Origin of the sequence: Caulifigura coniformis, assembly GCF_007745175.1 — a bacterium.
Taxonomy (GTDB): Bacteria; Planctomycetota; Planctomycetia; order Planctomycetales; family Planctomycetaceae; genus Caulifigura; species Caulifigura coniformis.
Genome location: NZ_CP036271.1, coordinates 5,861,021 through 5,884,168 on the forward strand (window position 1 = coordinate 5,861,021; position 23,148 = coordinate 5,884,168).

Annotated in this window: 17 protein-coding genes; 5 read left to right on the forward strand and 12 right to left on the reverse strand. The window is 62.8% G+C overall.

What is annotated here, in order from left to right; translation table 11 throughout:
* Window positions 1-37 precede the first annotated feature (37 nt).
* From Pan44_RS23675 to Pan44_RS23685, 3 genes are all read left to right on the forward strand, one after another.
* Entirely contained in the window at window positions 38-442 is a 405-nt protein-coding gene (locus tag Pan44_RS23675; RefSeq protein WP_145034227.1) for a hypothetical protein, read from the forward strand.
* Window positions 443-549: 107 nt separating this feature from the next.
* Entirely contained in the window at window positions 550-1,368 is an 819-nt protein-coding gene (locus tag Pan44_RS23680; RefSeq protein ID WP_145034228.1) for an endonuclease/exonuclease/phosphatase family protein, read from the forward strand.
* Window positions 1,369-1,534: 166 nt separating this feature from the next.
* Window positions 1,535-2,314 carry an endonuclease/exonuclease/phosphatase family protein gene (locus Pan44_RS23685; protein WP_145034229.1) on the forward strand — a complete coding sequence of 260 codons (780 nt, stop codon included), beginning with the start codon at window positions 1,535-1,537 and terminating at the stop codon, window positions 2,312-2,314.
* A 395-nt stretch (window positions 2,315-2,709) separates the two neighbouring features.
* Here Pan44_RS23685 and Pan44_RS23690 read toward each other — a convergent pair whose 3' ends face one another.
* The 8 genes from Pan44_RS23690 to Pan44_RS23725 form a co-directional block, all read right to left on the reverse strand.
* Entirely contained in the window at window positions 2,710-3,351 is a 642-nt protein-coding gene (locus Pan44_RS23690) for an IS630 family transposase (RefSeq protein WP_145027933.1), read from the reverse strand.
* Window positions 3,299-3,649 (reverse strand): IS630 transposase-related protein, encoded by a 351-nt coding sequence (locus Pan44_RS28415; RefSeq protein ID WP_145027931.1) that lies wholly within the window; start codon window positions 3,647-3,649, stop codon window positions 3,299-3,301. The genes Pan44_RS23690 and Pan44_RS28415 overlap by 53 nt, the downstream gene beginning before the upstream one ends.
* A 388-nt stretch (window positions 3,650-4,037) precedes the next feature.
* Window positions 4,038-5,174: a Gfo/Idh/MocA family protein gene (locus tag Pan44_RS23700; protein WP_145034230.1), complete on the reverse strand. Its 1,137-nt coding sequence runs from the start codon at window positions 5,172-5,174 to the stop codon at window positions 4,038-4,040.
* 538 nt (window positions 5,175-5,712) lie between these two features.
* Window positions 5,713-6,606, reverse strand: coding sequence for a hypothetical protein (locus Pan44_RS23705; protein WP_145034231.1), 894 nt, complete (start codon window positions 6,604-6,606; stop codon window positions 5,713-5,715).
* Window positions 6,603-7,487, reverse strand: a complete 885-nt coding sequence (locus Pan44_RS23710) for a hypothetical protein (protein WP_145034232.1) — start codon at window positions 7,485-7,487, stop codon at window positions 6,603-6,605. Before Pan44_RS23710 ends, Pan44_RS23705 begins: the two co-directional genes overlap by 4 nt.
* Window positions 7,488-7,490: 3 nt before the next feature.
* On the reverse strand, window positions 7,491-9,305 hold the full coding sequence (locus Pan44_RS23715) for a hypothetical protein (RefSeq protein ID WP_145034233.1): 1,815 nt from the start codon (window positions 9,303-9,305) through the stop codon (window positions 7,491-7,493).
* A gap of 178 nt (window positions 9,306-9,483) precedes the next feature.
* Entirely contained in the window at window positions 9,484-9,960 is a 477-nt protein-coding gene (locus tag Pan44_RS23720; protein WP_145034234.1) for a phosphatidylglycerophosphatase A family protein, read from the reverse strand.
* 3 nt (window positions 9,961-9,963) lie between these two features.
* On the reverse strand, window positions 9,964-11,664 hold the full coding sequence (locus Pan44_RS23725; protein WP_145034235.1) for a SpoIIE family protein phosphatase: 1,701 nt from the start codon (window positions 11,662-11,664) through the stop codon (window positions 9,964-9,966).
* A gap of 282 nt (window positions 11,665-11,946) precedes the next feature.
* Between Pan44_RS23725 and Pan44_RS23730 the strand changes: the two genes are divergently transcribed.
* Complete coding sequence (locus tag Pan44_RS23730; RefSeq protein ID WP_145034236.1) at window positions 11,947-15,288, forward strand: DUF7133 domain-containing protein; 3,342 nt, start codon at window positions 11,947-11,949, stop codon at window positions 15,286-15,288.
* 113 nt (window positions 15,289-15,401) lie between these two features.
* On the opposite strand, the gene Pan44_RS23735 is transcribed toward Pan44_RS23730, so the two are convergent.
* Window positions 15,402-19,088, reverse strand: a complete 3,687-nt coding sequence (locus tag Pan44_RS23735; RefSeq protein ID WP_145034237.1) for a class I tRNA ligase family protein — start codon at window positions 19,086-19,088, stop codon at window positions 15,402-15,404.
* Between the two features lie 218 nt (window positions 19,089-19,306).
* Entirely contained in the window at window positions 19,307-19,807 is a 501-nt protein-coding gene (locus tag Pan44_RS23740; RefSeq protein WP_145034238.1) for a 3-hydroxyacyl-ACP dehydratase FabZ family protein, read from the reverse strand.
* 149 nt (window positions 19,808-19,956) lie between these two features.
* On the opposite strand from Pan44_RS23740, the gene mog reads away from it, so the two are divergent.
* Complete coding sequence (gene mog, locus Pan44_RS23745; protein ID WP_145034239.1) at window positions 19,957-20,493, forward strand: molybdopterin adenylyltransferase; 537 nt, start codon at window positions 19,957-19,959, stop codon at window positions 20,491-20,493.
* A 403-nt stretch (window positions 20,494-20,896) separates the two neighbouring features.
* Here mog and cutA read toward each other — a convergent pair whose 3' ends face one another.
* Window positions 20,897-21,256, reverse strand: coding sequence for a divalent-cation tolerance protein CutA (gene cutA / locus Pan44_RS23750; protein WP_145034240.1), 360 nt, complete (start codon window positions 21,254-21,256; stop codon window positions 20,897-20,899).
* A 41-nt stretch (window positions 21,257-21,297) separates the two neighbouring features.
* Window positions 21,298-22,956 (reverse strand): hypothetical protein, encoded by a 1,659-nt coding sequence (locus Pan44_RS27595; protein WP_197453606.1) that lies wholly within the window; start codon window positions 22,954-22,956, stop codon window positions 21,298-21,300.
* Between the last annotated feature and the right edge of the window lie 192 nt (window positions 22,957-23,148).

The window sequence follows — 23,148 nt, forward strand, 5'->3', positions numbered from 1 at the left end:
AAACAGTCCCGCGGATATTGAAGCGAAAGTTGAGATCATGATTCGCACCCTGTTCCTCTTCATCTGTTCAACGTTGTTTGCCGCCGGACTCTGCGGCTGCGGTGAAAAGGGGCCACCGACGGGGATGGTCACGGGAAAGGTGACGATCGGAGGAGCCGCCCCCGATTCCCCGCTGCTGGTCAATTATTCGAACAGCATGACCGGACAGTTCGGCATGAGCCCGACAAAGCCGGATGGAAGCTACGATCTCGTTGTTCCCCTCCGCACAGGCGAATACAAGGTTTACTTCGACAAACCCTCGGACAAGGACGGGCCGACGTCCGTGGCGCTCAAGGGCTGGAATTCCGTTCCAAAGACGTACCTGAGTGAAGAGTCGACTCCGCTCAAGCAGACGGTGGTTGAAGGCGACAACGTCTTCGATCTGGAGATTCCGAAGCCATAGCGGGCTGTTGTCGTTCGCAAGCATGGAAGCCAGTCCAGGGGCGGCGTCGATTCGAGGCTTTGACCGGGATTGACCGCAAACGAATCCATCGAAGTCGTAGCCATCGAATGAAACTGTCGTCTCGAAAAATCTGCCCACTGGCTTTCGCCATCGGCCTGGTCGTCCTGATCGGAGTCGCCAACGGCGGCGAGCATGCCGCGCTGCCTCGCCTTCGCGTCCTTTCCTACAACATCCACCACGCCGAGGGCGTCGATGGAAAGCTCGATGTCGAGCGGATCGCCGGAGTCATCCGGGGTTGCGAGGCGGATGTCGTCGCCGTACAGGAAGTGGACAAGGGGGCCAGGCGGTCGCAGCAGCTTGACGAGCCCGCCGAGCTCGCTCGCCTCACGAAACTGGAGCACTTCGTCTTCGGCAGGACGATCGATCTCCAGGGGGGCGAATATGGCAACCTCGTGCTGTCGCGCTATCCGATCGCGTCGTCGCGCGTGCATATGCTTCCCAATAGTGCGGGGGCGGAACAACGGGGCGTTGTCGAAGCGGAGATCGCCCCGCCGCAAGGTCAGCCGTTCCGGCTGTTTGCGACCCATCTCGATTTCGGCCGCAAGGAGGCCAGCGAGGCGGACCGGCAGGGCGCCATTCGACTGGTGAATGAACGGGTTGACGCGACGCGGCAGCCGGCGATCTTCGCGGGCGATTTCAACTGCGTGCCCGACAGCGCGACCATCCGCACTATCCGGGAAACGTGGCTGCAGTCGAATTCGGCCGAAGCCTTCACCACTCCCGTCGGGCGGCCGACGCGTCAGATCGACTTCATCTTCCTGCGGCCGGAATCGCAGTGGAAGGTGATCGAGGTCAAGGTTCTGGACGAAGCTGTCGCCTCGGACCACCGTCCGATCCTGGCGACCGTTGAACTGCTCCAGAAGTGAGCGGACGACGCTGGCTTCCGGTCAGGCGTGGACCTTGTGCCCAAGCTCCAGCTTGGGCACACCCCCTCCGCGAAGCTCTGCTTCGCCCCCTCCCAAACAAAGTACGGCTAGACCGAGTCGTCGCTGGAATGAATCCGTTCAGGTCCGTCGTGGAGAACCATTGCCGATGTTTCGTCTGACGTTCGTGTTTGCCCTGCTTTCCGTCGTCCACCTGCAGGCGGCTGAGAGCCCGCTGCGGGTGAAGGTTCTCTGTTACAACATTCACCATGGCCGGGGGACGGACGACAAGGTCGACATCGAGCGGCTGGCCAGGGTGATCCAGAGCGTCGATCCGGATCTGGTGGCGCTGCAGGAAGTCGACTCCGGCGTGAATCGGAGCAGCCAGATCAACGAGCCAGAGAAGCTCGGCGAGCTGTGCAAGCTCACTCCCGTATTCGGCAACAACATCAAGTACGACGGGGGCGACTATGGGAATGCGATCCTCTCCCGCTGGCCCGTCGCGCGGCATGAGAACCACAAGCTGCAGAGCTACTATCCGAAAGAGCAGCGGGGATTGCTCGAAGTCGAGGTGACGCTTCCGGAACAGCGTGGCTCGCTTCTCTTCTTCGCCACGCACTTCGACTACCGGGGCAACTCGCCCGAGCGGCTCCCGTCGGCCGAACTCGTGAACCGGATCATCGCGACGAAGGGAAACACGCCCGCGATCCTGGCCGGAGACCTGAATGAGCCGCCTGAAGCCCCGGCCGTCAGGGAACTGGCCCGCGTCTGGAAGCGGACCAACGACGGCGAACTGCCGACGTTCCCGGTCGACACGCCGAAGCGGCAGATCGACCACATCCTCGTGCATCCACCGGCCCGGTGGCGGGTGGTTGAAACCCGCGTGCTTGATGAGGCCGTGGCTTCGGATCACCGGGCCATTTTCTCGGTGCTTAAGCTGGCGAAGTAATTCGGGCGTGCACAAAAGACGCCCCGGCTTCTCGATCACATCAAAGTTCGTCGCGACGACCTCCTCACCAGTGTCCCGCTTGGACGCATATCCGGCAGCAAGGATGTGCTTGCAGCGGCCCCACGAGTGACGGATTGGGGTCGCGTGAGGCCCTGAATACAAAAAGGCCGCCAGTTTTCGCCGACGGCCAACAGCAGATGCGGGTTATGTCTCAAAACTCGTCGTCGACCTTCGCCGCTGGGGTGGTGGCGGGCGATCGCACAATCATCTCGTCGACAACTCTGATAAGCAGGTCGATGTGTGGTTGCCCATTCCATTGTCCGAAAAGCCACGAGGCATATCCGCAGAGAAATCCGAAATAGAGGGGCGCGGCAATCATGACCTCTAGAGCAACTTCATGATTCGTGTGCAGTGTATCCGCAGGAACGGATGTAGTTCAGGCATTCGCTCGGAGTGAACTCGTCCACCAGCACTCCGATCCGGTTCCAGAGTCCTTCTGTCGTCCGTTCAGCGCTCGTCCGCAAAAGCGTCTTGAACTTCGAGAACAACTTCTCGATCGGGTTGAGATCGGGTGAGTACGGCGGCAGGTAGTACACCTCAGCCCCGGCCTGTCGAATCGCGTCACCCACCGCGCTCTGCTTGTGGCTGCTGAGGTTGTCCATGACCACCAAGTCTCCCGGCTCCAGCGCCGGGATCAGGAACTGACGGACGTAAGCCAGAAAGCATTCCCCATCCATCGGGCCATCCAGCACCAGGGGAGCAATCACTCCGCTGGCCCTGAGCGCCGCTGCGAACGTCGTCGTTTTCCAATGCCCTTGAGGGACATGGTCCACGACCCGGCGTGATTTTGGTCCCCAGCCATAGCGTCGCGTCATCTTCGTGTCGGCCCCGGTTTCGTCGAAGAACACCAGACGGCGACAGGCTTTCGACTGCACCAGGATGTTCCACCAGCGGCGCTTCTGAGCCACATCCGGCCGCTGTTGTTCAGCAGCTTTGAGCACTTTTTTTGAGAGTGATTCCCCAGCGCCGAAGCGCATTCCACAGAGTGGTCGCGCAGCCCGGCAGACCGAGTTGGCGTTGCCTTTGGGCGAGCGTCAGGCCGGGGTCGTCCTGGACGCTTTTGAAAATCCGCTCCCGATGCGGTTCCAGAACGCACTCCGGGCCGACATCTCCCTGCCGGGGAGTGATCTGGCCAGTCTCTTTGCGAAGCGCGAGCCAGTTCCAGATGGTTCGTTCAGTGACCTGAAATCGCCGGGCGACTTCGGCCGGCGGAGAGCCGCGGTCGACTTCGGCCACGACACGTCGCCTCAAATCCATTGAGTAGGGGGTGGGCATGACTCTTCCTTGATTGAGCCAACCACTTGAGAAATCCTTTCCCCTATCATCCCTCTGAAAAGCAACTGTGGAAGTGCTCTAGTTCACGACCGCTTGTCCAAAGCTCAAGGGATGCGAGAAGAAGTCCGATCGCGATGACAATTGCTCCCAAAAGGCACATCCATCTGACCTTGGGCCATCCCGCCTTTCTGAATCGCAGATACTCAATCATCTTGAGTTCGTTCGATGAGAATTCCAAGTGTCGCTCCCGCCAGCTCTCAGCGCATAAAAATGCCCGCCGATGATACTATCGGCGGGCTCGTTTTTGTTCAGCTTCAGAAGTTATTGCGTAGCCGTTCGTTTTTGTGCAAAACTGGTCGCAACCCACGGGGCTTTTGCCATTGAGCCGTTAGACCTTCTTCCAGCTGTGATCCTTGGCGCTGGAGATGACGGCGTCGCAGACCTTCTGGGTCTCGAGCGCGTCGCGGAACGTCGGATGGCACGGCTCGCCGCTGCCGAGCGAATACAGGAAGTCGGCCACCTGGTGGACGAAGCTGTGCTCGTATCCGATGGCGAGTCCGGGCACCCACCATTTGCCCATGTAAGGATGGTCGCCGTCGGTGATGTGGACCGACTTCCAGCCGCGGGTCGCTCCTTCGTTGGAGTATTCGAAGATCTCCAGCCGGTGCAGGTCGTGGAGGTCCCACTTCAGCGAGCCCTTCTCGCCGTTGATTTCGAAGGTGTACAGCGCCTTGTGGCCGCGGGCGTAGCGGGTCGATTCGAACAGCCCGAGTGAGCCGTTCTGGAAATGGCACAGGAACGAGCAGGCGTCGTCGATCGTCACCTTCTCGGTCTTGCCCGTCAGGGCGTGCTTGCGCTCCTTCACGAACACTTCAGTCATGGCGCTGACGTCGGCGATCCCGCCGTTGAGCCAGAGGGCCGTATCGATGCAGTGGGCCAGCAGGTCGCCTGTGACTCCCGAGCCGGCGGCCGCGGCGTCCAGGCGCCACAGTCCCGCTCCGCCCTGCGGCAGTTCGGCCGAGATCGTCCAGTCCTGCAGGAAGTTGGCCCGGTAGTGGAAGATGCGGCCGAGACGGCCTTCATCAATCAGCTTCTTGGCGAACGTCACGGCCGGGATGCGGCGGTAGTTGTACCAGACGGTGTTGGCGACTTTCGCCTTCTCCACGGCCTGGCACATCTCTTCGCCTTCGGCCACGTTCATGGCGAGCGGCTTTTCACAGAGGATCATCTTGCCGGCCTTGGCGGCCGCGATCGAGATTTCCTTGTGCAGGTTGTTCGGGACGCAGATGTCGACCGCATCGATGTCTTTGCGTTCGAGCAGCTTCCGCCAGTCGGTTTCGATCGATTCGTAGCCCCACTGGTCGGCGAAGGCCTTGATCTTCTCGGCGTCGCGGGCACAGGCCGCCTTGAGGACGGGCTTGAACGGAATGTCGGGGAAGAAATCGGCGACGCGCTTGTAGCCGTTGGTGTGGGCCCGGCCCATGAAGCCGTAACCGATCATGCCGAGGTTGAGCGCTTTCGCCATCGCGGAAGTTCCTGTGCAGGTCGTCAAAAAGTGGGTGACTGGGAGGACTCGTCAATTTACGGACGCGACCACCCTTGCGGTAGCGAACAAAGGAGCCGTTGCGAGCCGATCCAGGAACGGTCGTGGGATGCGTCTAATGGCGATGCCGCTGACGCCGACCGCCAGGTCTCCTGCAGGGATTGGGACTCATGCTGGACGAATGGGCCCATCCTCTGTCCCCGCGCGCAACCGCTCCAGTCAGGATGAAAGGACTCGTCCGATGACGCTCATTTCAACGACGACAGCCCCCGACCGGTCGCCACGGGCTTTGCCCAAAAACTGGGACAAGACCACAAGCTGTAGGGTCGGCTGTGCCGGCCGTGCTCCACGAGTTGCGTCCAATGTCATTGTTTTTGCTCAAAGCCGGTCGACACGCCCCGATGCCGTAGCGGGATCTGTCGCGCTGACGCACAAATCGCGCAATGCTTGCAACAGTCACACAGATTCCCTGCGTTCGAGACACGTTCTGCGCAATGCTCAGCCCATGCCCGATCGCAATTCAGAACAGCCCGGTCCGCCGGCCCAGCGGGTCGATCAGCCACAGCCAGTCGTCGAACAGGAATTCGAAACGAATGGCGAGCAGGGCAATGCGGCCCATCACGGTGTATCCGAAGGCGGCGCCGAAGCAGATCATCAGCGTCCAGGTTCCGGCCCGCGCGATGCGGCCGATGGGGCCTTTGTGCTCGACGGAGAACAGGAAGTAAACCAGCGCACTCAGAACGCCGCCCACGATCAGGGCGTTGCGAATGGAATCGCCCAGGTGGAAGACCGGCTGCCCGCTGGCATCCGGAGTCATCACCACCAGCGGAAGCAGCGTGGCGCGAATCTGGCTGAGAAAATCGGCCTCGATGTATCCGATCAGGCGGACGCCAGCCGTCGTGCCAACGATGAAGGCCAGCGGCCAGCGGGCGATCCAGGCCCCCTTGGGCGAGAGACGCCAGATCAGCATGGCTCCCATGACCAGCGGCACGAAGTACAGCCACCAGAAATCCTCCCGCTCAGACGACAGCCCGGGCATCGCCGTCGCCTGCACGATTCCCGGCCAGAGCTTGCCGATCAGGTTGGGAATCAGCGTCGTCCACAGCGCAACGACCATGTAATAAGCGGCCGAGACGCCGACGATGACCGCTTCCGCAAAGCGGTAGAACGGGTTGTCGCGATACAGGTACGACATGATGCAGAGGGTGAACAGCGCCGCCACCCACACGCCGATGGTGCGGCCCGGGCTGAACTCTGCGGCGCCGGCCACGAAGTCGACCGGTGCGGCCCGCATCCAGACGCCATTCGGAGCTTCCGCCACATAGACCGTGCCGGCCCCAAGCGTGGCGCGGTAGAGCAGCCATCCGGCGAACAGCAGTCCGACAATCGGCCAGAATTTTGATGAACCGTTCACGCGGCGGCTCCTCTCCGCGATCGCTGAAGGAAGAATGCGACGTTGCCGAGAATGATCAGGGCGATCATGAGCAGGTGGGCGACCGACTGCGGTCCCATGCGGCGGAGCGCCTCCTGGTACTTGGCGGGCGTCGGCCGGCCCTTGTCCGCGTCGTACTTCTGATTGACGAGCGCCTCATACTCGGCCGCTCCCTTGATCGCTCCCAGCAGTCCCGGGAGCTGCTCAGGGATATAGGGGTAGAGGAGGGCCGCCTGGACCCCGGTGCAGCCCGCGACAATGCGGTTTTTCAGCTGTTCGACCGGCGTGCTGGCGTACTGGATCCACTCCTTCGCCCCCGGATAGCCGGCGCTGACGTTGATGATGAGCTTCATCGATTTGATGTCGGTGAGGTTCCGGCACATCGGAATCTGGTCGATGTTCGTTCCGCGGGCGTCGGTCGAGTAGAGCGTCTTGAGATTGGAGATGATGACCTTGATGACCCCTTCATAGCCGGGCTTGAAGCCGAGGTTCACGTAGTCTTCGCCGTAGGTCATGGCGGGAAAATCGCGGACGATGACCCGTTCAATGGCGTCGTCGATCATCTGCGGTCCGGCCGGCCAAAGCGTCATGAAATAAATCTTCAGCTTCTTTTCGCAGCAATGGCGGACGAACGCGGTGGCCATCGGTTCGAGTTCGCCCTTGCTGGGGGGATCGAAGTCCATCGCAATCAGGACCGGGTCGCCCGGCTGCAGCTCTTCGATCATCTGGAAGCACTGTTCCGAGAGTGCCGAGGATGACTCGGGGAACTGAAGGCCGAACAGCACGGGAATCGCGACGGACAATCCCATGGCGAGAAAGATCCAGCGACGATCGAGCGCATTCAGCCGTTCCGCAAACGACACAGTTCAATCCTTTCCGCCGATGTGCGAACGATCGATCCCGAGGAGGATTTTCAGCGACGTCGAAGCGATGCCCAGGGCGATGCCGATCATGATCGCGCGGTTGCCCGCCGAGTTGAACACCCGCATGATGTCGACCGACAGGTTCTCGAGCCTGAGTGGGCTTTCTCTGGGCAGCCAGGCGGTCGCCAGCGAGCCGACGTAGGTCCGGCCGAGCAGAATGATGAAAGCCGTCCCCAGCAGCAGGATGGCTTCGACGTTCTTGGCGCGGAAGGCACGGAAGGCGGCCGAGGCGACGTAGAACGCGAGGAGTGCGAACATCATCGACTGGATTGGCTGGAAGATGTATTCGAACAGCCACCAGAACCGGCTTCCCTGCTGGTTGAACTCTCCGGACCAGGCGTATTTCACCTCGTGCGCCGTGAAGAACAGCCGGGCCACGGCCGCCTGCCAGGTGCGTTCAACCTCATAGTCCTTCAGGAGGAACTGTCTCTGGGCGGGAGTGAGCCGGCCGGACATCGCCAGCTCGTCGAAGATCTGGCGGTTTCTCTGTCCGATTGTGGGGAGTTTCTGCTGGAACTCGGAAATCGCCGCGGACTGGCTGCCCGTGAGGGGGCCGGCCGCCTTGAGCGCCGTTTCGAGAGCGGTCCAGTCATGTGTCTGGGCCTTCACGAACGCCGTGATCGCCTGTTTCTGGGCTGGATTGAGCTCGACGGCAGGCGCGGCGGGGATGACAGGATCGAGATCGGCGACTCCGGAATCGCGTTCGGCCACCAGTTCGCAGGCCGACTTCGCGCCAGGGGCGGAAACGCCGGCTGTGTTGATCGTGGCGATGAGGTCTTCGGAGAAGTCCTTCGAGGCGATGCGGGCAATGGCCTTCTGCTGGTCCTCGTTCAGCGGGCCATCCGCTGTCAGCGACGCTTGGAAGGCCGCCAGTTGTTCGGCACCCATCGGGTACGCGATGCGGGATCGCAGGGAGCCGAGCGCCAAGGCGGTCCGGTCCGCCATCGACATGGGGCCAGTCCACTGGATGGTGGAGTCTGAGAGGACCGCCCGGGAAGCCAGCGCGGGGGGCAATTCGAACCCGGGAGGAGGCGTCGCCTCGGCGACGGAGAACTTCCGGTTCGATTTCTCCGCGAGGTTGTCCGCAGCCTGTCGAAATGGCTCCGACTCCGGAGCAAGTTGGGCCAACTCGGTTTTCTCCACATCGCTCAAGACGCCCTTGAAGGACAGAGCCTGATGATCGGGCCGATAGGCAAGTCGCCCCCGAAATGCGGGCGGCGGGACGGCGAGCCCGGCCAGCTTCTCAATCGAACACTGCCAGTCGAGCGTGGGTTGAACTTCCGAAAGGTCGGCGACCTGAGAAGGTGTCAGCCATCCCGCAACACGCAGGCCGGCGTCGGTGAACGTGACCTGGCGGCGGACGGAGGGAGGAAGTTGTTCGGATCGGACGTCGTCGGAGATTGCGGCGTCGATCGTGACGGCAGGGAGCTGGTCGACCGGGAGAGGAGCGAAAGATTCCCCGTAGAACTCCTGGTTCTGGGCGGGACGGACGCCGAGCTTCAGGACTCCGACGGTCAGTGTGATGACGAACGCCACGAGCGTGACAAGCGCATAGCCCCATCCGCGCCGACGCGCGCTGATCTTCTTGAGTTGTGAACCGACGAGATTCGCGCCGCCGAGAATGAAGGCGATGCCGGCGAGAAGGTCGAACCAGATCAGGGCCTTTTCGCCCCAGGATTCGGCGGCCGGAACGAACGCCGAGCAGACGAGCACGAAGCCCACGATGGCCGTGATCAGCAACGGTACTGTGCGCTTCATCCTGAATCGCAAATCGTGGAGGGACGACGGGCCAGAGGCCGAGGCGTGGGGAGTTTAGAGGACGCGCGGGTTGGGGTGTAGGCTGATTGCGCGCGCCACAGGAGAACCACGGAAGAAACGGAAGAAGGGCGGATTGAGGTCGTCGGTGTCAGGCAGCGGGAAGAAGCAGGGTCTTCTGTCAGGCGGCGGCGAGCATTTTTGTCGCGGTCCACAGGACTAGGCCGACGACGCCGCCGGCGAAGAGGTCGTCAGCCATGATGCCCCAGCCGCCGGGCATGCGTTCCAGGACGCGGATTGGCCACGGCTTGGAGATGTCGAGAATGCGGAAGAGGATGAAGCCGGCGAGCGCGGTCCACCAGGTCCAGGGGACAATGCAGTAGATGAGGAGGACGGCCGCGATTTCATCGAGGACGACCGAGCCGGGGTCTTTCACGGCCAGGATCCGCGTCGCCTGATGGCAGATCCAGACGCCGAAGCAGGTGACGACGATCACCATCGCGAGGTACGCGAGCGGCTGCGGGAGGAGCTCCTTCAAAGGCCATGCAAGGAGCACAGCGCCGAGAGAGCCGGCCGTTCCGGGGCCAATGCGTGACCAGCCGAGCCCGCAGCCCTGCGCGAGGAACAGAATGACCCGATCGGCGAGTGTCGGCGGCACGCCTTACGTCCTTGTCGGCATGACGTCCGTCGTGGCGTCACCCTGGAGGCGGCCGAAGACCATCAGCGTGATGTCATCGTTCTGCGGTCGGCCGTTGGCGTGTTTCCGGACATCGCTGCGAATGGTGTTGCCGAGTTCGACCACGTCGGCGCTCGAAGCGCTGACGACTTTCTTCAAACGCTCGATGGAGTACAGGTCGCTGTCGTAGTTCATCGCTTCGCTGACGCCATCGGTGTACACGACGACCGATTCGCCGGGCAGGATGGGACGCTCGAGCAGGGTGTAGTCCATATCTTCGATGACGCCGAGCGGCACGCCGACAGCCTTGTCGTCGAATTCCTCGATGGAGCCGTCGATCTTCCGGACCATCGGCGACATGTGGCCGGCGTTGGCGAGCGAGATCGTGTGGTTGATGGTATCGAGGATGATCAGCACGAAGGTGACGAAGCGGCCCTCGACGGCCTTCGCACACATGTGATTGTTGATGCGGGCGACGGCGAGGTCGGGCTGGGTGACGAACTCGACCGTAGTGCGGACGGCGCTCGACAGCCGGGACATGACGAGTGAGGCCGGCACGCCTTTTCCGGCGACGTCGCCGAACGCGAGGCAGATCTTGCCCCCGGCGAGAGGGATGATGTCGTAGTAGTCGCCACCGACGGCCTGGGCCGCTTCATACGCGGCGTAGAACGCATATCCGGGGATGGACGGATAGCAATCGGGCAGGAGTGCGCGTTGCACTCCGGCCGCAATATTCATTTCGCTGTCCTGCTTCTGCTTTTCGACGTACGAGGCGAGCAGCCGCGCGCTTTCATACGACAGGGCGGCCTGGCCGGCGACGGCGAGGAGGATTTCCAGGTCGTCCTTGCGGAAGGTGGCGAGGGGGTTCTGGGTGTCGATGTGGATAACGCCCATGACCTCGTTGGCGAGGCTGAGCAGCGGAACGCACATCATCGAACGGATCGACAGCGACGAGATCGATTCGGCCGCCTGGAAGCGGGCATCGCTGCCGGCATCGGCAGAGAGAATCGCCTTCTTTTCGTCCATGACCGCCTGCAGGACGGTGCGGCTGAGCTTGACGGTCTCGTCGGAGTCGCCGCGGCGATGCTTCATCGCGCGGGGCACCATTTTTCCGTCGGATTCGTTCTTCAGCAGGATGCAGCCCCGGTCGGCGCCGGGGAAAATGGAGAAGAGCGAATCGAGAATCCTGGGGAGCATTTTCTCGATGCTGACCGTTCCGGCGAGGGAGCGGCTGATCTCGAGGATGCCCTTCAGCTTGGCCTCAGGTTGCACATCGAGCAGGCCGAAGCCGGCGGAGGCCGGGGCCGCACCCATGATGGTGGCGCCGGCGTCGTCGTTCCCGATCTCGACTGCGGGCTCGTCTTCGAGCGGAGCGAGCGGGCGGCTTTTCGCGGCGGGCTGATCGGCTTCGAAGCGGGTGAGCAGCGGTCCGAATTTCACGCGGTCGTCGTGCTGGAGCGTGACCGCGCCGCTGATCCGCTGGCCGTTGACGAACGTGCCGTTTCCGCTGCCGAGATCTTCGAGAACGATCGTGGAGCCGTTCCGGCGGAGGCGGGCGTGCTTCCGCGAGATCATGTTGGAATCGAGATGGATCTCGCATTCCGGAAGTCGGCCGACAACGACCTCATTGACGTCCAGTTCGAACGCCTTGCTTTCGCCGCCGGTCAGGAGCAGGAGTCTCGCCATGGCTGCTGAAATTACCTTCTGCCCTGTGCCAGCCCGGCCGGAAAACGGCCGAAATTCGGAATTGGGCCTCGGCGAGGAGTCTAGCGGGTGTGGAACGGAAATGCGCCGTTGGTCGCAGGTGACGCGAACGGCCCGAAACGACGAAACCTGAGGCCGTTTTCAGGGTTTTTGAGCGACCGGACGGGCCTTCCGCACAGGACCCGCATTGCCCTGTTTTTTTCATCCGGCTTATCATCCCGCCCGAATTCCCCCGGGCTTTCCTTTAGATGACTGTCTCGCAGCATGAAGCTCAGGACAAATCACCGCGCCCGTCCTCTGTCGCCTGGACCGCGGACGGGTTCCAACCTCCGTCGGCGGATTCTGGCGTCCCTGCTCGCGATCAGCCTCGCGCCGAACGCTGCGCGGGCGGATGACTCGCTCGGAGTCCGTGTGCCGGAGGGATTCAAGGTTTCGCTGTACGCCGACAATGAACTGGCGAGCGACATCTTCTCGATGACGATCGATTCGCTGGGGCGCGTGGTCGTCAGCGGACCGGGATATGTGCGAATCCTGATCGACAAGGACGGGGATGGCCGGGCCGACTCATTCGAGCAGCTGGCCGATGGTCCCGCGAGCGGCGCCCAGGGGATGGTGTTTCATGGTCGCGACCTGATCTGCACGGGTGACCAGGGGCTGTTGCGCTTTCGGGATGCGAACGGCGATGACCGGGCGGACGGACCTCCGGAACTGTTCCTGAAGGTGCGGGCCGGCGGCGAGCATGATGCCCACGCGATCCGGCGCGGACCCGATGGCTGGTGGTACCTGATCAGCGGCAACACGGCCCAGATCGACGAAAGCTACGTGGCCCTGGCGTCGTCGCCGGTCAGGCATCCGAGGCATGGGACCGTGATGCGATTCAAGCCGGACCTGACGGCCGGCGAGGTGTTCGCTCACGGGTATCGCAACGCGTACGACTTCGATTTCAACGCCGACGGCGATCTGCTGACGTTCGATAGCGACGGAGAGCGGGAAATCTCCCTGCCGGCCTACCAGCCGACGCGGGTCTTTCACGCGGCGCCGGGATCGCATGCGGGCTGGCTGAGCGATCACTGGAAACGGCCCGGTGATTTTTTCGACATGCCGCCGGTGCTGGCGGAATTCGGGCGCGGGTCGCCGACGGGAGTCGTCTGCTACCAACACACGCAGTTCCCGGCGCCCTATCGCGGCGCGCTGTTCGTCCTCGACTGGACGTTCGGCCGAATCTTCGCGCTGCCGGCAGCCCGGCAGGGAAGCGCGCCGGGAACGACGGAGCCAATCGCATTTCTGACGACGGTCGGCGAACACGGCTTTGCCCCGACGGATGCGGAAGTCGGTCCGGATGGAGCCCTGTACGTGTCCGTGGGAGGGCGTGGGACGCGAGGAGGCGTCTACCGAATCGAGTCCACCGCGCGAACGGCCGCGCCGTTGCCGGTGGATCGAGTGCTGGCGTGCGTCGACTCCCCGCAGCCGCTTGCGGCCTGGTCGCGTGCGAAGTGGGAGCCGACGGCCGATCTCGTGGGAGCCGGGGCCTTCCAGAAGCTGGCCGCTGACGAGCGGGAGACCGTCGCCCGGCGCGTGCGGGCGATCGAAATCCTGACGGAGCGCTTCAAGGGGCTCGACCCGCAGATGGCGGGACGGCTGGCAGTCTCGCCGCAGCCTGCCATTCGGGCGCGGCTGGCATGGTCGCTCGGACGAACCCGGCCGGACGATCCCTCGGTGCCGCTGCTGCAGACGTTGCTGCGGGATCGTGATGCGTTTGTTCAGCGGGCGGCCCTGGAGGCCGCACTCTGCAGCGACAACGCGACGCTGGATGAACTGGCCGTCGCCGTGGGACAGACGCTGGCCTCGCCAGATCGCTACGTGAGAATGGCGGCCGTACGGGTGATGGCCCGGATGTCGCGGAATGGCTATGCGAAGGCGTCGACGGCGGCGCTCGAGCGCGGAGCTGCGACCGGCATCGGGGTGGCGATGGCGTATTCCCAGCGGCATCCCGGATACCAGAAGTATCCGGTCGATATTGCGCGGCGAATCCTGGAATCGAACGCGACAGCGGCGCTCAAGCTCGAGGCGGCCCGGCTGATGCAGATCGGGCTGGGAGACGTCGGCGCGAGGGGCGAAGAGCTGCCTGAGGCGTTCGAGGGATACACAAGCCGCGTTGACCTCTCCCCGAGTGTCGAAGAGCTGGCGGTGGCGACCCGGGCTGTATCCGGAGTTTTCCCGTCAGGGGATCTGCTCCTCGACCAGGAACTGGGCCGCGTGATCGCGATGCTGCAGCCGAACGATCACGAACTCCTCACCAAGGTGGTGAAGCGGATCAATGCGGAGTCGAACCCGGTCGAAGACATCCACTGGCTGCTCGTTGCGGCCCGGATCAACGCGCCGCGCGACGCGGAATCCCGAACCGCACTGGCGACTGCGCTCCTGCAGCTGGAAGCGAAGATCGCGGCCCGGTCGCTGTTGATCGACACGCACTGGGACGAACAGGTCGCCGAAATCTACACGGCGCTCGTCGAACGCGACGAAGAGCTGCCTGTTGCGATCCTGAAAAATCCGACGTTCGGCCGGCCGGCGCACATCCAGTACGTCGCGGCCCTGCCGCTGGATCATCTGCACGAAGCGATTGCGGCCTTCGTCAAGAAGATCAACAGCGACGTGGATTACGCCTGGAACGGCGATGTGGTGTTCCTCCTGTCGCGCTCGGAAGACGCGGAAGTGCAGAAGCTTGTGCGTTCGAAGTTCGAGGACCAGTCGCTGCGGGGAGCGGTGCTGCTTTCGATTGCGGACCAGGGGGTGGAATCGGACCGCCCCTATTTCGTCGCCGCGCTGGAGAACACGGCCGAGGAGATCCTCGATGTCTCGCTCGATTGCCTGGCAGCGCTTCCGCCGAACCAGGAGGCCGACGAACAGATCGCCCTGGTGAAAGTGTTACGGCGGCTGGGAGACGGGCGGCAGGAGCGGAAGTTGCGAAGCAAGATCATGGGCCGTCTGGCTGCCAACCTCGGCGTCGAGTTCGAGGCGTCCGAAGACGGGCAGGGACCGAAGCCGGCCCAGCAGTGGGCTTCGTATGTTGAAGAGAAATTCCCGGCGCAGTTCGCACTCCACTCGGGCCAATCTGCGGAGGGGGCGAGCCTGCACGAAACACTCGGTCAGGTGGAGTGGCCCAACGGCGACCCGGGACGCGGGCGCAAACTGTTCGAAAGCCGGCAGTGCATCCAGTGTCATAGCGGCCGAGGGGCCGTCGGGCCGGACCTCAGCGGCGTGGCCAACCGCTTCTCCCATGAAGACTTGTTCACGGCGATCGTGAACCCGAGCCGGGACGTGTCCCCGCGTTACCAGACGACGGCCATTTCGACCGTCGACGGGCGGAGTTTTACCGGGCTGATCATCTACGAATCGGTGGACTACCTGGTGCTGCGGAACGCGAGCAACCAGACCTCGCGGATCGAGAAGAAGAACATTGAAGAGCAGCAGACGCTGTCAAAATCTCTGATGCCGGAAGGTCTGCTGAAAGACCTGGGGCCGGCGGACTATGCGGATCTGTATGCGTTCCTGCGGGCAATGGGAACGGTGCAGACGGCCGAGTCGGGCAGTGACGCGACCAGGTAGGCGCGCGGCGTCAGGGCTCATTGAGCACGGAGACGCACGGAGGATCTGATTTCTTTTCAGTTTCTCCGTGAGTCCCTGCGTTCTCGTCACCTCCGTGGTGAACTTTTCCAGTCTTACGACTCTCGTTTGATCTCGAGTTGTACGTCGGTGCTGCCGATGTTCACCGGCCTGGCGGACGCTGCGCCGGGCTCGATGCTGTTGCCGCGGGTTTCGCTCAGGATGGTGTCTCGCCATTCCTCGACGGCGGCGGCGATCTCGGGTTCGGTGGACTGCCAGGTGATGACGATCCGCTCGTTTTCGTCGAGATCGTGATCCTTGCGGAGCTGCTGGACCTGGCGGATGAAATCGCGGGCGGCCCCCTCGCGGGCGAGCTCGGGAGTCAGCTTCGTGGCGAGCGCGATCTGGACGCCAGCATCGTCGGCCGCGGCCCAGTCGCTGGCCTGCTCAGTCGAGACCATGACATCTTCGGGTGCGAGAACAACCTCTTCGCCGTTGACCTTCAGGGTGACCTTCTCCCCTCTGCGAAGGGGAGACATGATCTGCTCGGGAAGAGTCGGCAGGACAGTTTTCACGGCGTTCAGCAGCTTGCCGAGCTTGGGGCCGAGTGTCTTGAGGTTCGGCTTGTAGGAGTAGTGGACGAGGTCATCAAGATTGCCCGCGGGAGTCAGTTTCTTGACGTTGAGCTCGTCGGCGATGACGTCGGCCAGTTTCGCGATGTCGTCGGCATCCTGGGCGTTGGCACAAGCATACTTGAGCTCGGCCAGCGGCTGACGGACCCGGCGATCGGCCGATTCTCGCAGGCGATGCCCCATGCTGACGACGCGCTGGGCGATGGCCATCCGATGGTTCAGCGATTCATCAAGGAGGGCCGGATCGACGCCCGGGTACTCGCAGAGATGGACCGATTCGGGCGCGCCGGACGTGCCTGTTCCGACGACCAGGTTCTGGTACATCCGTTCGGCCAGGAACGGGATGCAGGGGGCCAGGAGCTTCGTGAGGGCGACGAGCGTTTCGTAGAGGGTCTGGTAGGCGGCAAGCTTGTCCGCTTCCCAGGCCGTTTCGGGGGCGTCAGCGGACTGACGCCCGCCGCTCGCCTCTTCGCTGCGGGCACGCCAGAACCGGCGGCGGTTGCGGCGGATGTACCAGTTCGAAAGGTCGTCGATGAACTGCGCGGCGGCGCTGGTGACGGATCCCGTGTCGAATGTCTCGAAGCCGGCGCGGCAGGTGGCGATGAGAGACTGCAGGTTGCTGAGAAGCCAGCGGTCGATCTCGGGACGGTCCGCGACGGGAACCTTCGGCAGGTCGGGGGTGAACCCGTCGAGCCGGGCGTAATTGACGAAGAAGGCGTAGCTGTTCCAGAGCGGGATCAGCACCTGGCGACGGGCTTCGTCGACCGGCTTGCTGGTGACCTTGCAGGTCGGCACGCCTTCTTTCGTTGCCGAGATTCGGCCTTCCGGAGTTTCGATCGGGACCTGCTGCTCCGGATGGCGGGTGCCGAAGCGGAGATCCTGGGCGGGATTCTGCGCCAGGTACAGCCAGCGGAGGGCGTCGACGCCCAGCTGCTCGGCCGCCTCTTCAAACCAGATAGCTGTGCCATCGGATTTGTGCATCGGCTTGCCTTCCTCGTTCATCACGAGGCGGTAGGCGAAGAGATTCTTGAACGGGCGTTTCTCGAGCGGGTCGGTGATCACTTCGCCCGTTTCGTCGTCCTCATAGCGCATCATCGTTCCGAGCGCGAGGAGCGAATAAAACCAGTTGCGGAACTGGCCCGGGAACGATTCGGAGACGAGATCGGCGGGGTACCAGTCCTTCCAGTTGAGGAGGGACGTGGAGTAGTTCTCGTTGAAGTTGAGCGTGGAGAAGGGAACGATTCCCGCATCGAGCCACGGATTGCCGACGTCGGGAACCCGTTCGAGGACGGCGCCCGTCTTCTCACTCTTGATTTTGACCTGGTCGATCCAGGGACGGTGCGGCGTGTTGCCTTCGAAGTCGTTCCAGCCTTCGACGGCGCGTTCCTTGAGTTCGGCGAGCGTGCCGATGACGTCGAAGTCGGTCGGGTCGTTCGGATTGACCCAGATCGGGAGGGCGAGACCCCAGAACCGCTTCTTGGAGATCATCCAGTCGCGCATCGTGGTCAGCCATTCGACTTCGCGATCCTGCCCCTGGAGGGAATCGGGAAGCCAGTGGATCGACTTCGTGACGTCCTTGATCTCGTCCCGCCAGTCCATGTTGATGAACCATTCATCGACGAGCCGGAACACCAGTTCGTCGCCGGTCCGCCAGCAGAACGGATAGATGTGCGGGTATTGCTCGACGGAGAAGAGGAGGCCTTTCTCCTTCAGGGAGTCGAAGACCATCTGGGCGGTCGCGGGATCGACGGCCTTCCTGTCGGTGAACGGGCCGAAGCCTTCGCCGTAGGTTCCGTCTTCCTTCAGAGGCGCGATGGTGACGAGGCCCAACTGCTGCCCGATGGTATGGTCGATATCGCCGCAGCCGGGGGCGATGTGGACGATGCCTGTTCCTTCGCCGGCGGTGACGTTGGCGTTGCCGCGGGAATCGCGACCGCCATCGATGACGCGGTGGCAGGTGACGCCGGTTTTGTTTCCGAGTCCACTCAGATTGGCGACCTCCTGGGGGTAGCCGCCTTCCTGGTTCTGCGCGGGGAGTTCATCGAACGGGCCCTTGTACGACCAGCCGACGAGATCCGCGCCCTTAAGTTCGGCCTCGACGTCGTGCCCGCCGAATTCCTTGAAGAGCTGCCCCAGCGACTTGAGCTTGGGGACGTCCTTCGGCCATTGCCATTCGGGCCGGCCGAAGCCTTCCTTGAACTCTTTCTCCCCGCGCTTGGTGTCGAGGTTCTCCTTCGCGAAGTAGTAGAGCGCGCCGTCTTTCTTCGAGCGAACCTTGAGGTAGACGAGGTCGGGGTTGACGGCCGCGGCGACGTTGGAGGTGAGGGTCCAGGGGGTCGTCGTCCAGACGAGGAGGAACTCGCCGGCGGGGTCGATCGGACCGGCGGCGGCCGGTTTCGACGTGATCGGGAACTTGACGAAGCAGGAGCGGTGCGTCGTCAGCTTTCGGCCGTCGGCGACTTCCATCTGCGAGTAGGCGCTGCCGGCCCGGCCGCTCCAGGGCATGACGTCATGCCCCTGATAGACCTTCCCGCGCTCGAAGCACTTTTTGAGGAACGTCCAGATCGTTTCGTTGTTCTCGGTGGAGAACGTGAAGTAGCTGCCGCCCCATTCCGGGTTGCCGAGTTTTTCGACGATCTGCTCGGCGGGCTTCGTGACCGCCTGCCCGCGGGCTGTCGTATACGCGACAGGTTTCTCGGAACCGACGCCTTCGGCGAGCTTACGGAGCTGATCGGGGTCGTCCCATTCCATCCAGTAGCCAAGGCGGATGGACTGTTCCGTCTGTCGGGCGGCGAACTTGAGGACGCGTTTCTTGCATTCGCGCACGAAGCGGTCGATGCCGTAGTCCTGGATGGCTTTCTTGGTGCTGAGCTTGAGCTCCTTCTCGACTTCGACTTCGACCCACAGGCCCTGGCAGTCGAAGCCGTTCTGGAAGCGGAGCTCGCGGCCGAGCATGGAGTAGTAGCGCTGGAAGGCGTCCTTGTAGGTGCGTCCCCAGGCGTGGTGGACGCCCATGGGGTTATTGGCCGTGATGGGGCCGTCAACAAAGGACCAGCGCGGCTTTCCGGCGTTCTGCTGTTTCAGTTTCGTGAAAATGGAGCGATCGCGCCAGAAGCGGAGCATCTCGTGCTCGCCGGAGATGAAGCTGGCGTCGTCGACTTTCTGGAACATTGGGAGACTCGAAGGAACGAGAATCAGTTCACCGCAGAGACGCAGAGAACGCGGAGGGTTCGCTGCGAAGCCGAAATCTTAGTGAAGCCGCTATCAAAAGCACCCCGGCTGCTGAGAAGCAGCCGGGGTGCTTGGGCATTGACTCAACTTCTCTTTTTCTGTGCGACCTCTGCGTCTCTGCGGTGGATTCTTTCGCAGAGGTCAATCTCCCGGCCGGTTTACAGGTTTTCCTTGCGGCTGATGGGGACGCCGAGCAGGCTGCCTTCCATGGCGAGGGTGTCGTTCACGTAGGCCTGGATCCTGAACTGGGCAACGACGCGGGGGCGGATGCGGATGCCCTTGGCGATGAAGATCACCCGGTTGGGTGGGAAGACCGCCTGGCGGAAGCGAATCTCGTCCATGCCTCCGAAACCCATGAAGTCGCCGGCCTTGAGGAGGTTGTGCTTGCGGACGAAGAACGCGGCGAGCTGGGCGGCCGATTCGCAGAGCAGGACGCCGGGCAGGAGCGGGAAACCCGGCATGTGTCCTTTGATCCAGAATTCGTCGTCGGTGTAGTCGCGGAAGCCGATGATGCCCTGCTGGGCCTCGTCGATCCAGACGATGCCGCTGAGCTGTTCCATCTCGTGCCGCTGCGCGTTCATCTTGCGGATCTCGTTGAGATCGTAGAGCGGCTTGTCGTAGTTGAATCGCTTGTAGTCGAACAGCGGTTCCGCAGGCATGACTCGATCGAACTTTCCCTAGAGGACTGGACTGACCGCGCGAAGCGGCGCGGGTAATATCCAATTCTTCCGGCGGAGTGGTCAACGCCGGGAGGCGAAAGAACCTTAACCCGATCGACCGTTTCCCTGAACTGTTCCGGCCCGGAAACATGGCGCAATCTCTGATCCGAGTGGGAATCGTGACGGTCTCCGACCGCGCCAGCCGCGGGGAGTATGAGGATCGGGGGGGACCGGCGATCCGCGAATACCTGACGGAAACGCTGGCGGGTGAATGGGAGGCGGTGGCGCGGGTGATTCCCGACGAGCGGCCAGCGATCGAGCAGTGCCTGCGGGAGCTGGCGGATGTGGAGGGCTGCTGCCTGATCGTGACGACAGGTGGGACGGGACCGGCCCGGCGCGACGTGACGCCGGAGGCGACCCTCGCGGTCTGTGAGAAGGAGATGCCGGGATTCGGCGAATTGATGAGAAAGGTGTCGCTGGAGAAGGTGCCGACGGCGATCCTCTCACGGCAGACAGCGGGCATCCGAGGAACAGCGCTGATCATCAACCTGCCGGGGCAGCCGAAGGCGATCCGGGAATGCCTCGACGCAGTGATGCCGGCGGTGCCCTACTGCATCGACCTGCTTGAAGGGCCCTTCCTGCTGACGACAGAGCGGATTGCGGCGTTCCGGCCGAAGAAGGGGTGAGGCTTCTGGGGAGCCTGGACCTCCGAAGTCGGCCGTCACACTGCTGCGAATTGTCGCCGGTTCCCACCCGGCAGTGAGCCGGACAGGGCCCCCGATCCGCTGGTACGCGGGAATTCTGTCTCGCGCGCAACCGGTCCCGTACAGGGAGAGAGCTCGTTCTTTGGCAATTCAGGACTGACGGGTGATGACCGGGCGAGACGGAGGGCAAATGACCTCCAAAAACTCGTCACAGCTGTCACAGGTCACGAATCGCCAGGGGTTCAGACCAATTTCTGCTGTCACAGGTCTCCGTCACAGGTCGTCACACATCGCCCTTCAGGGCGCCGTGCAGGGCCTCCAGCAGGGGAGAACGACAGACCTTGTCAGGGCTCGCCCCCGCTGCGCGGTGGGATCTCCGGACGATCTAGCCGGCTGGCGCCGTCGGCGGGCTTTGCCAGGAGGCGGGGCCGTCGATCGTTTCTTCACCGAGCCAGCTGAGGAAGAGGCTCGACCCGCCCTCGACAGGAAGGACGAGGATGGCAGGAACGTCGTAGGGATGGAGTTCCTGCACGCGATGGACGACGGCGGAGGAGAGCTCAGCCCTCGTTTTCAGAAGCAGGACCGCCTCGGTTTCCTCCTGGATCTCTCCGTTCCAGTGATACACAGAGGTCATGCCGTCGAGGACATTTGCGCAGGCGGCGAGGGACTCGGTGACCACGATGCGCCCGATCCGCAGCGCTTCGGCGCGGCTGGGGGCGGTGACATAGACGAGGGCTGCATTCATTGCGGGGCCCCGGCCGGTCTGACGGCCGGGCTTTCATGGCGCTACTTCTTCCTGTCGGCGGGCGTGCCGAGTGAGTCGAAGTAGGACTGGATGCTGCCACGATAGCCGGGGGGGATCTGCTCGGCATCAATGGCCTCCGCATAACCCTGTTTCACCGAGTCGAGGGCCGCTTTGTATTCGAGCTTGAGATCTTCATTGGTTTCGTCGCCGAGGCCTTTCGACTTCATCGACATGAGGATCTTCCCCTTCTGAATGGGGGTCTGCGACTTCTCGGCGACGAAACCGGTTTCGACCTTGTCGTCTTCGTCGACCTTCCCGCCGCCGCCCATTCCACGGCCGCCGGTCCCTTCGCCGTCTCCCTCACCGTCGCCTTCGCCGTTTCCTTCCCCTTCCCCATCGCCACCCATCTGGGCGAGAAGCTCTTCGTAAAAGTCCTTGTACTGCTCCATGGCGGTGAGGGCGTCGGTCATCGCGCCATCGAGCTGGCCTTCACCGTTGAGCTTCTTGGCGGCCGCGATGGCCTGCAGCGATTCCTCGAGGGCTTTCATGTCTCGTGCAGACTGCGCGATCTGCTGCAACTCCATCTTGGCCACGTCCAGCGATTCCTGGAGGGCCTGCTTCTCTTCCATGGAGAGCTTGCCGTCGGATTTCGCGGCCTCGAGCTGCTCTTTCGCACGTTGCACAGCGGCCTGGAGGGCCTTTGAGCCGACCTGGTCGGTGGCGAGGTCGGCCATCGCCTTGAGACGCTTTTCGATCTTCCGTTCCATTTCCGTCCTGGCGACGGGATCTTCCGTTTTCTGGAGAGTCTCGAGTTCTTCCTTGAGCTTCTCCATTTCCTTCGCCAGTTCTTCCGACGAACCATTCTGGAGACTTTCGCTCCAGCGCTTGAGCTCGGAGGCGTTCTGCGAACCAAATTTCTGGTCGAGATTCGATTTGCTCATCAGGGTCTTGAGGGCTTCGTTGGTCGCCCGGAACTTCTCACCGAGAACCTTCTGGTTGCCGACGAGCGATTCGAAGTTCTTTTTCGGCTGATCCTTCTTCATGGCGCGGAAGGCGTTCAGGAGACCGGCGATCGACTTTTCGACATCGGGCGAGAGCGCGTTCTCCAGCTCCTTCTCCATGAGCTGTGCCTTGCGGATCTCGGTTTCCTTCTTTTTCTCGGCGAGCTTTTTCTCGCTCGACTCTTCCTGCTTCGCCTGGGCGACTTTTCCAAACGGGTCGAAGGTGGGGAGAAACATCTGTCCGCAGAAGAGGATCGCGAGTGCGGCGGCGGTCGAGAGAAGCCGCTGCTGCCAGGTAAACGGGACGGCGGCAGCCGGATTCACTTTGGCCGCGGCACGTTCGGCGTCGGTGACCACAAGCGGCTGGTATTCGCCTGCGGTGGTCCGCAGCATGGTGAGAGTCAGGAAGAGATCGCGGGTGTTCTGTGCGGTGTCGATGGACCGGGCCGCTTCCTGCGTGGTGGGCCGTCCGGGCCAGGCGAATCCGACAAGGAGCGCGAGGGCGGGAGGGAGGACCAGCGTCCAGGGAGCGAAGACGTCGGGGACAAGGGCGGTGAAGCGACTTGTCAGCAGGACGAGGGCGTAGATGGTCGCGAAGACGACGAAAGCCCAGAAGGTGCGGGTGGCGACGCGAGCGAACCAGAGACGCCACCAGACGGCGTCGAGCACTTTTTGTGACCTGGGAGAGTCGACCATCATCCTGCTCCTGACGAGTTCAGCAGCCGCGTTCAGCCCCTGGGCGCCTGATTTCGCCGACCGGCGCCACCTGGAATCGGAAGTTCCCTCCTGCAGTCTACTCCCGGAGTGTACGATTCGTTGGGAATCCCGACAAGAAGTTGTCATCCGAGACGAGTTTCCGTGCGTATCCTCTACTGAGGTCGGATCGGTTTC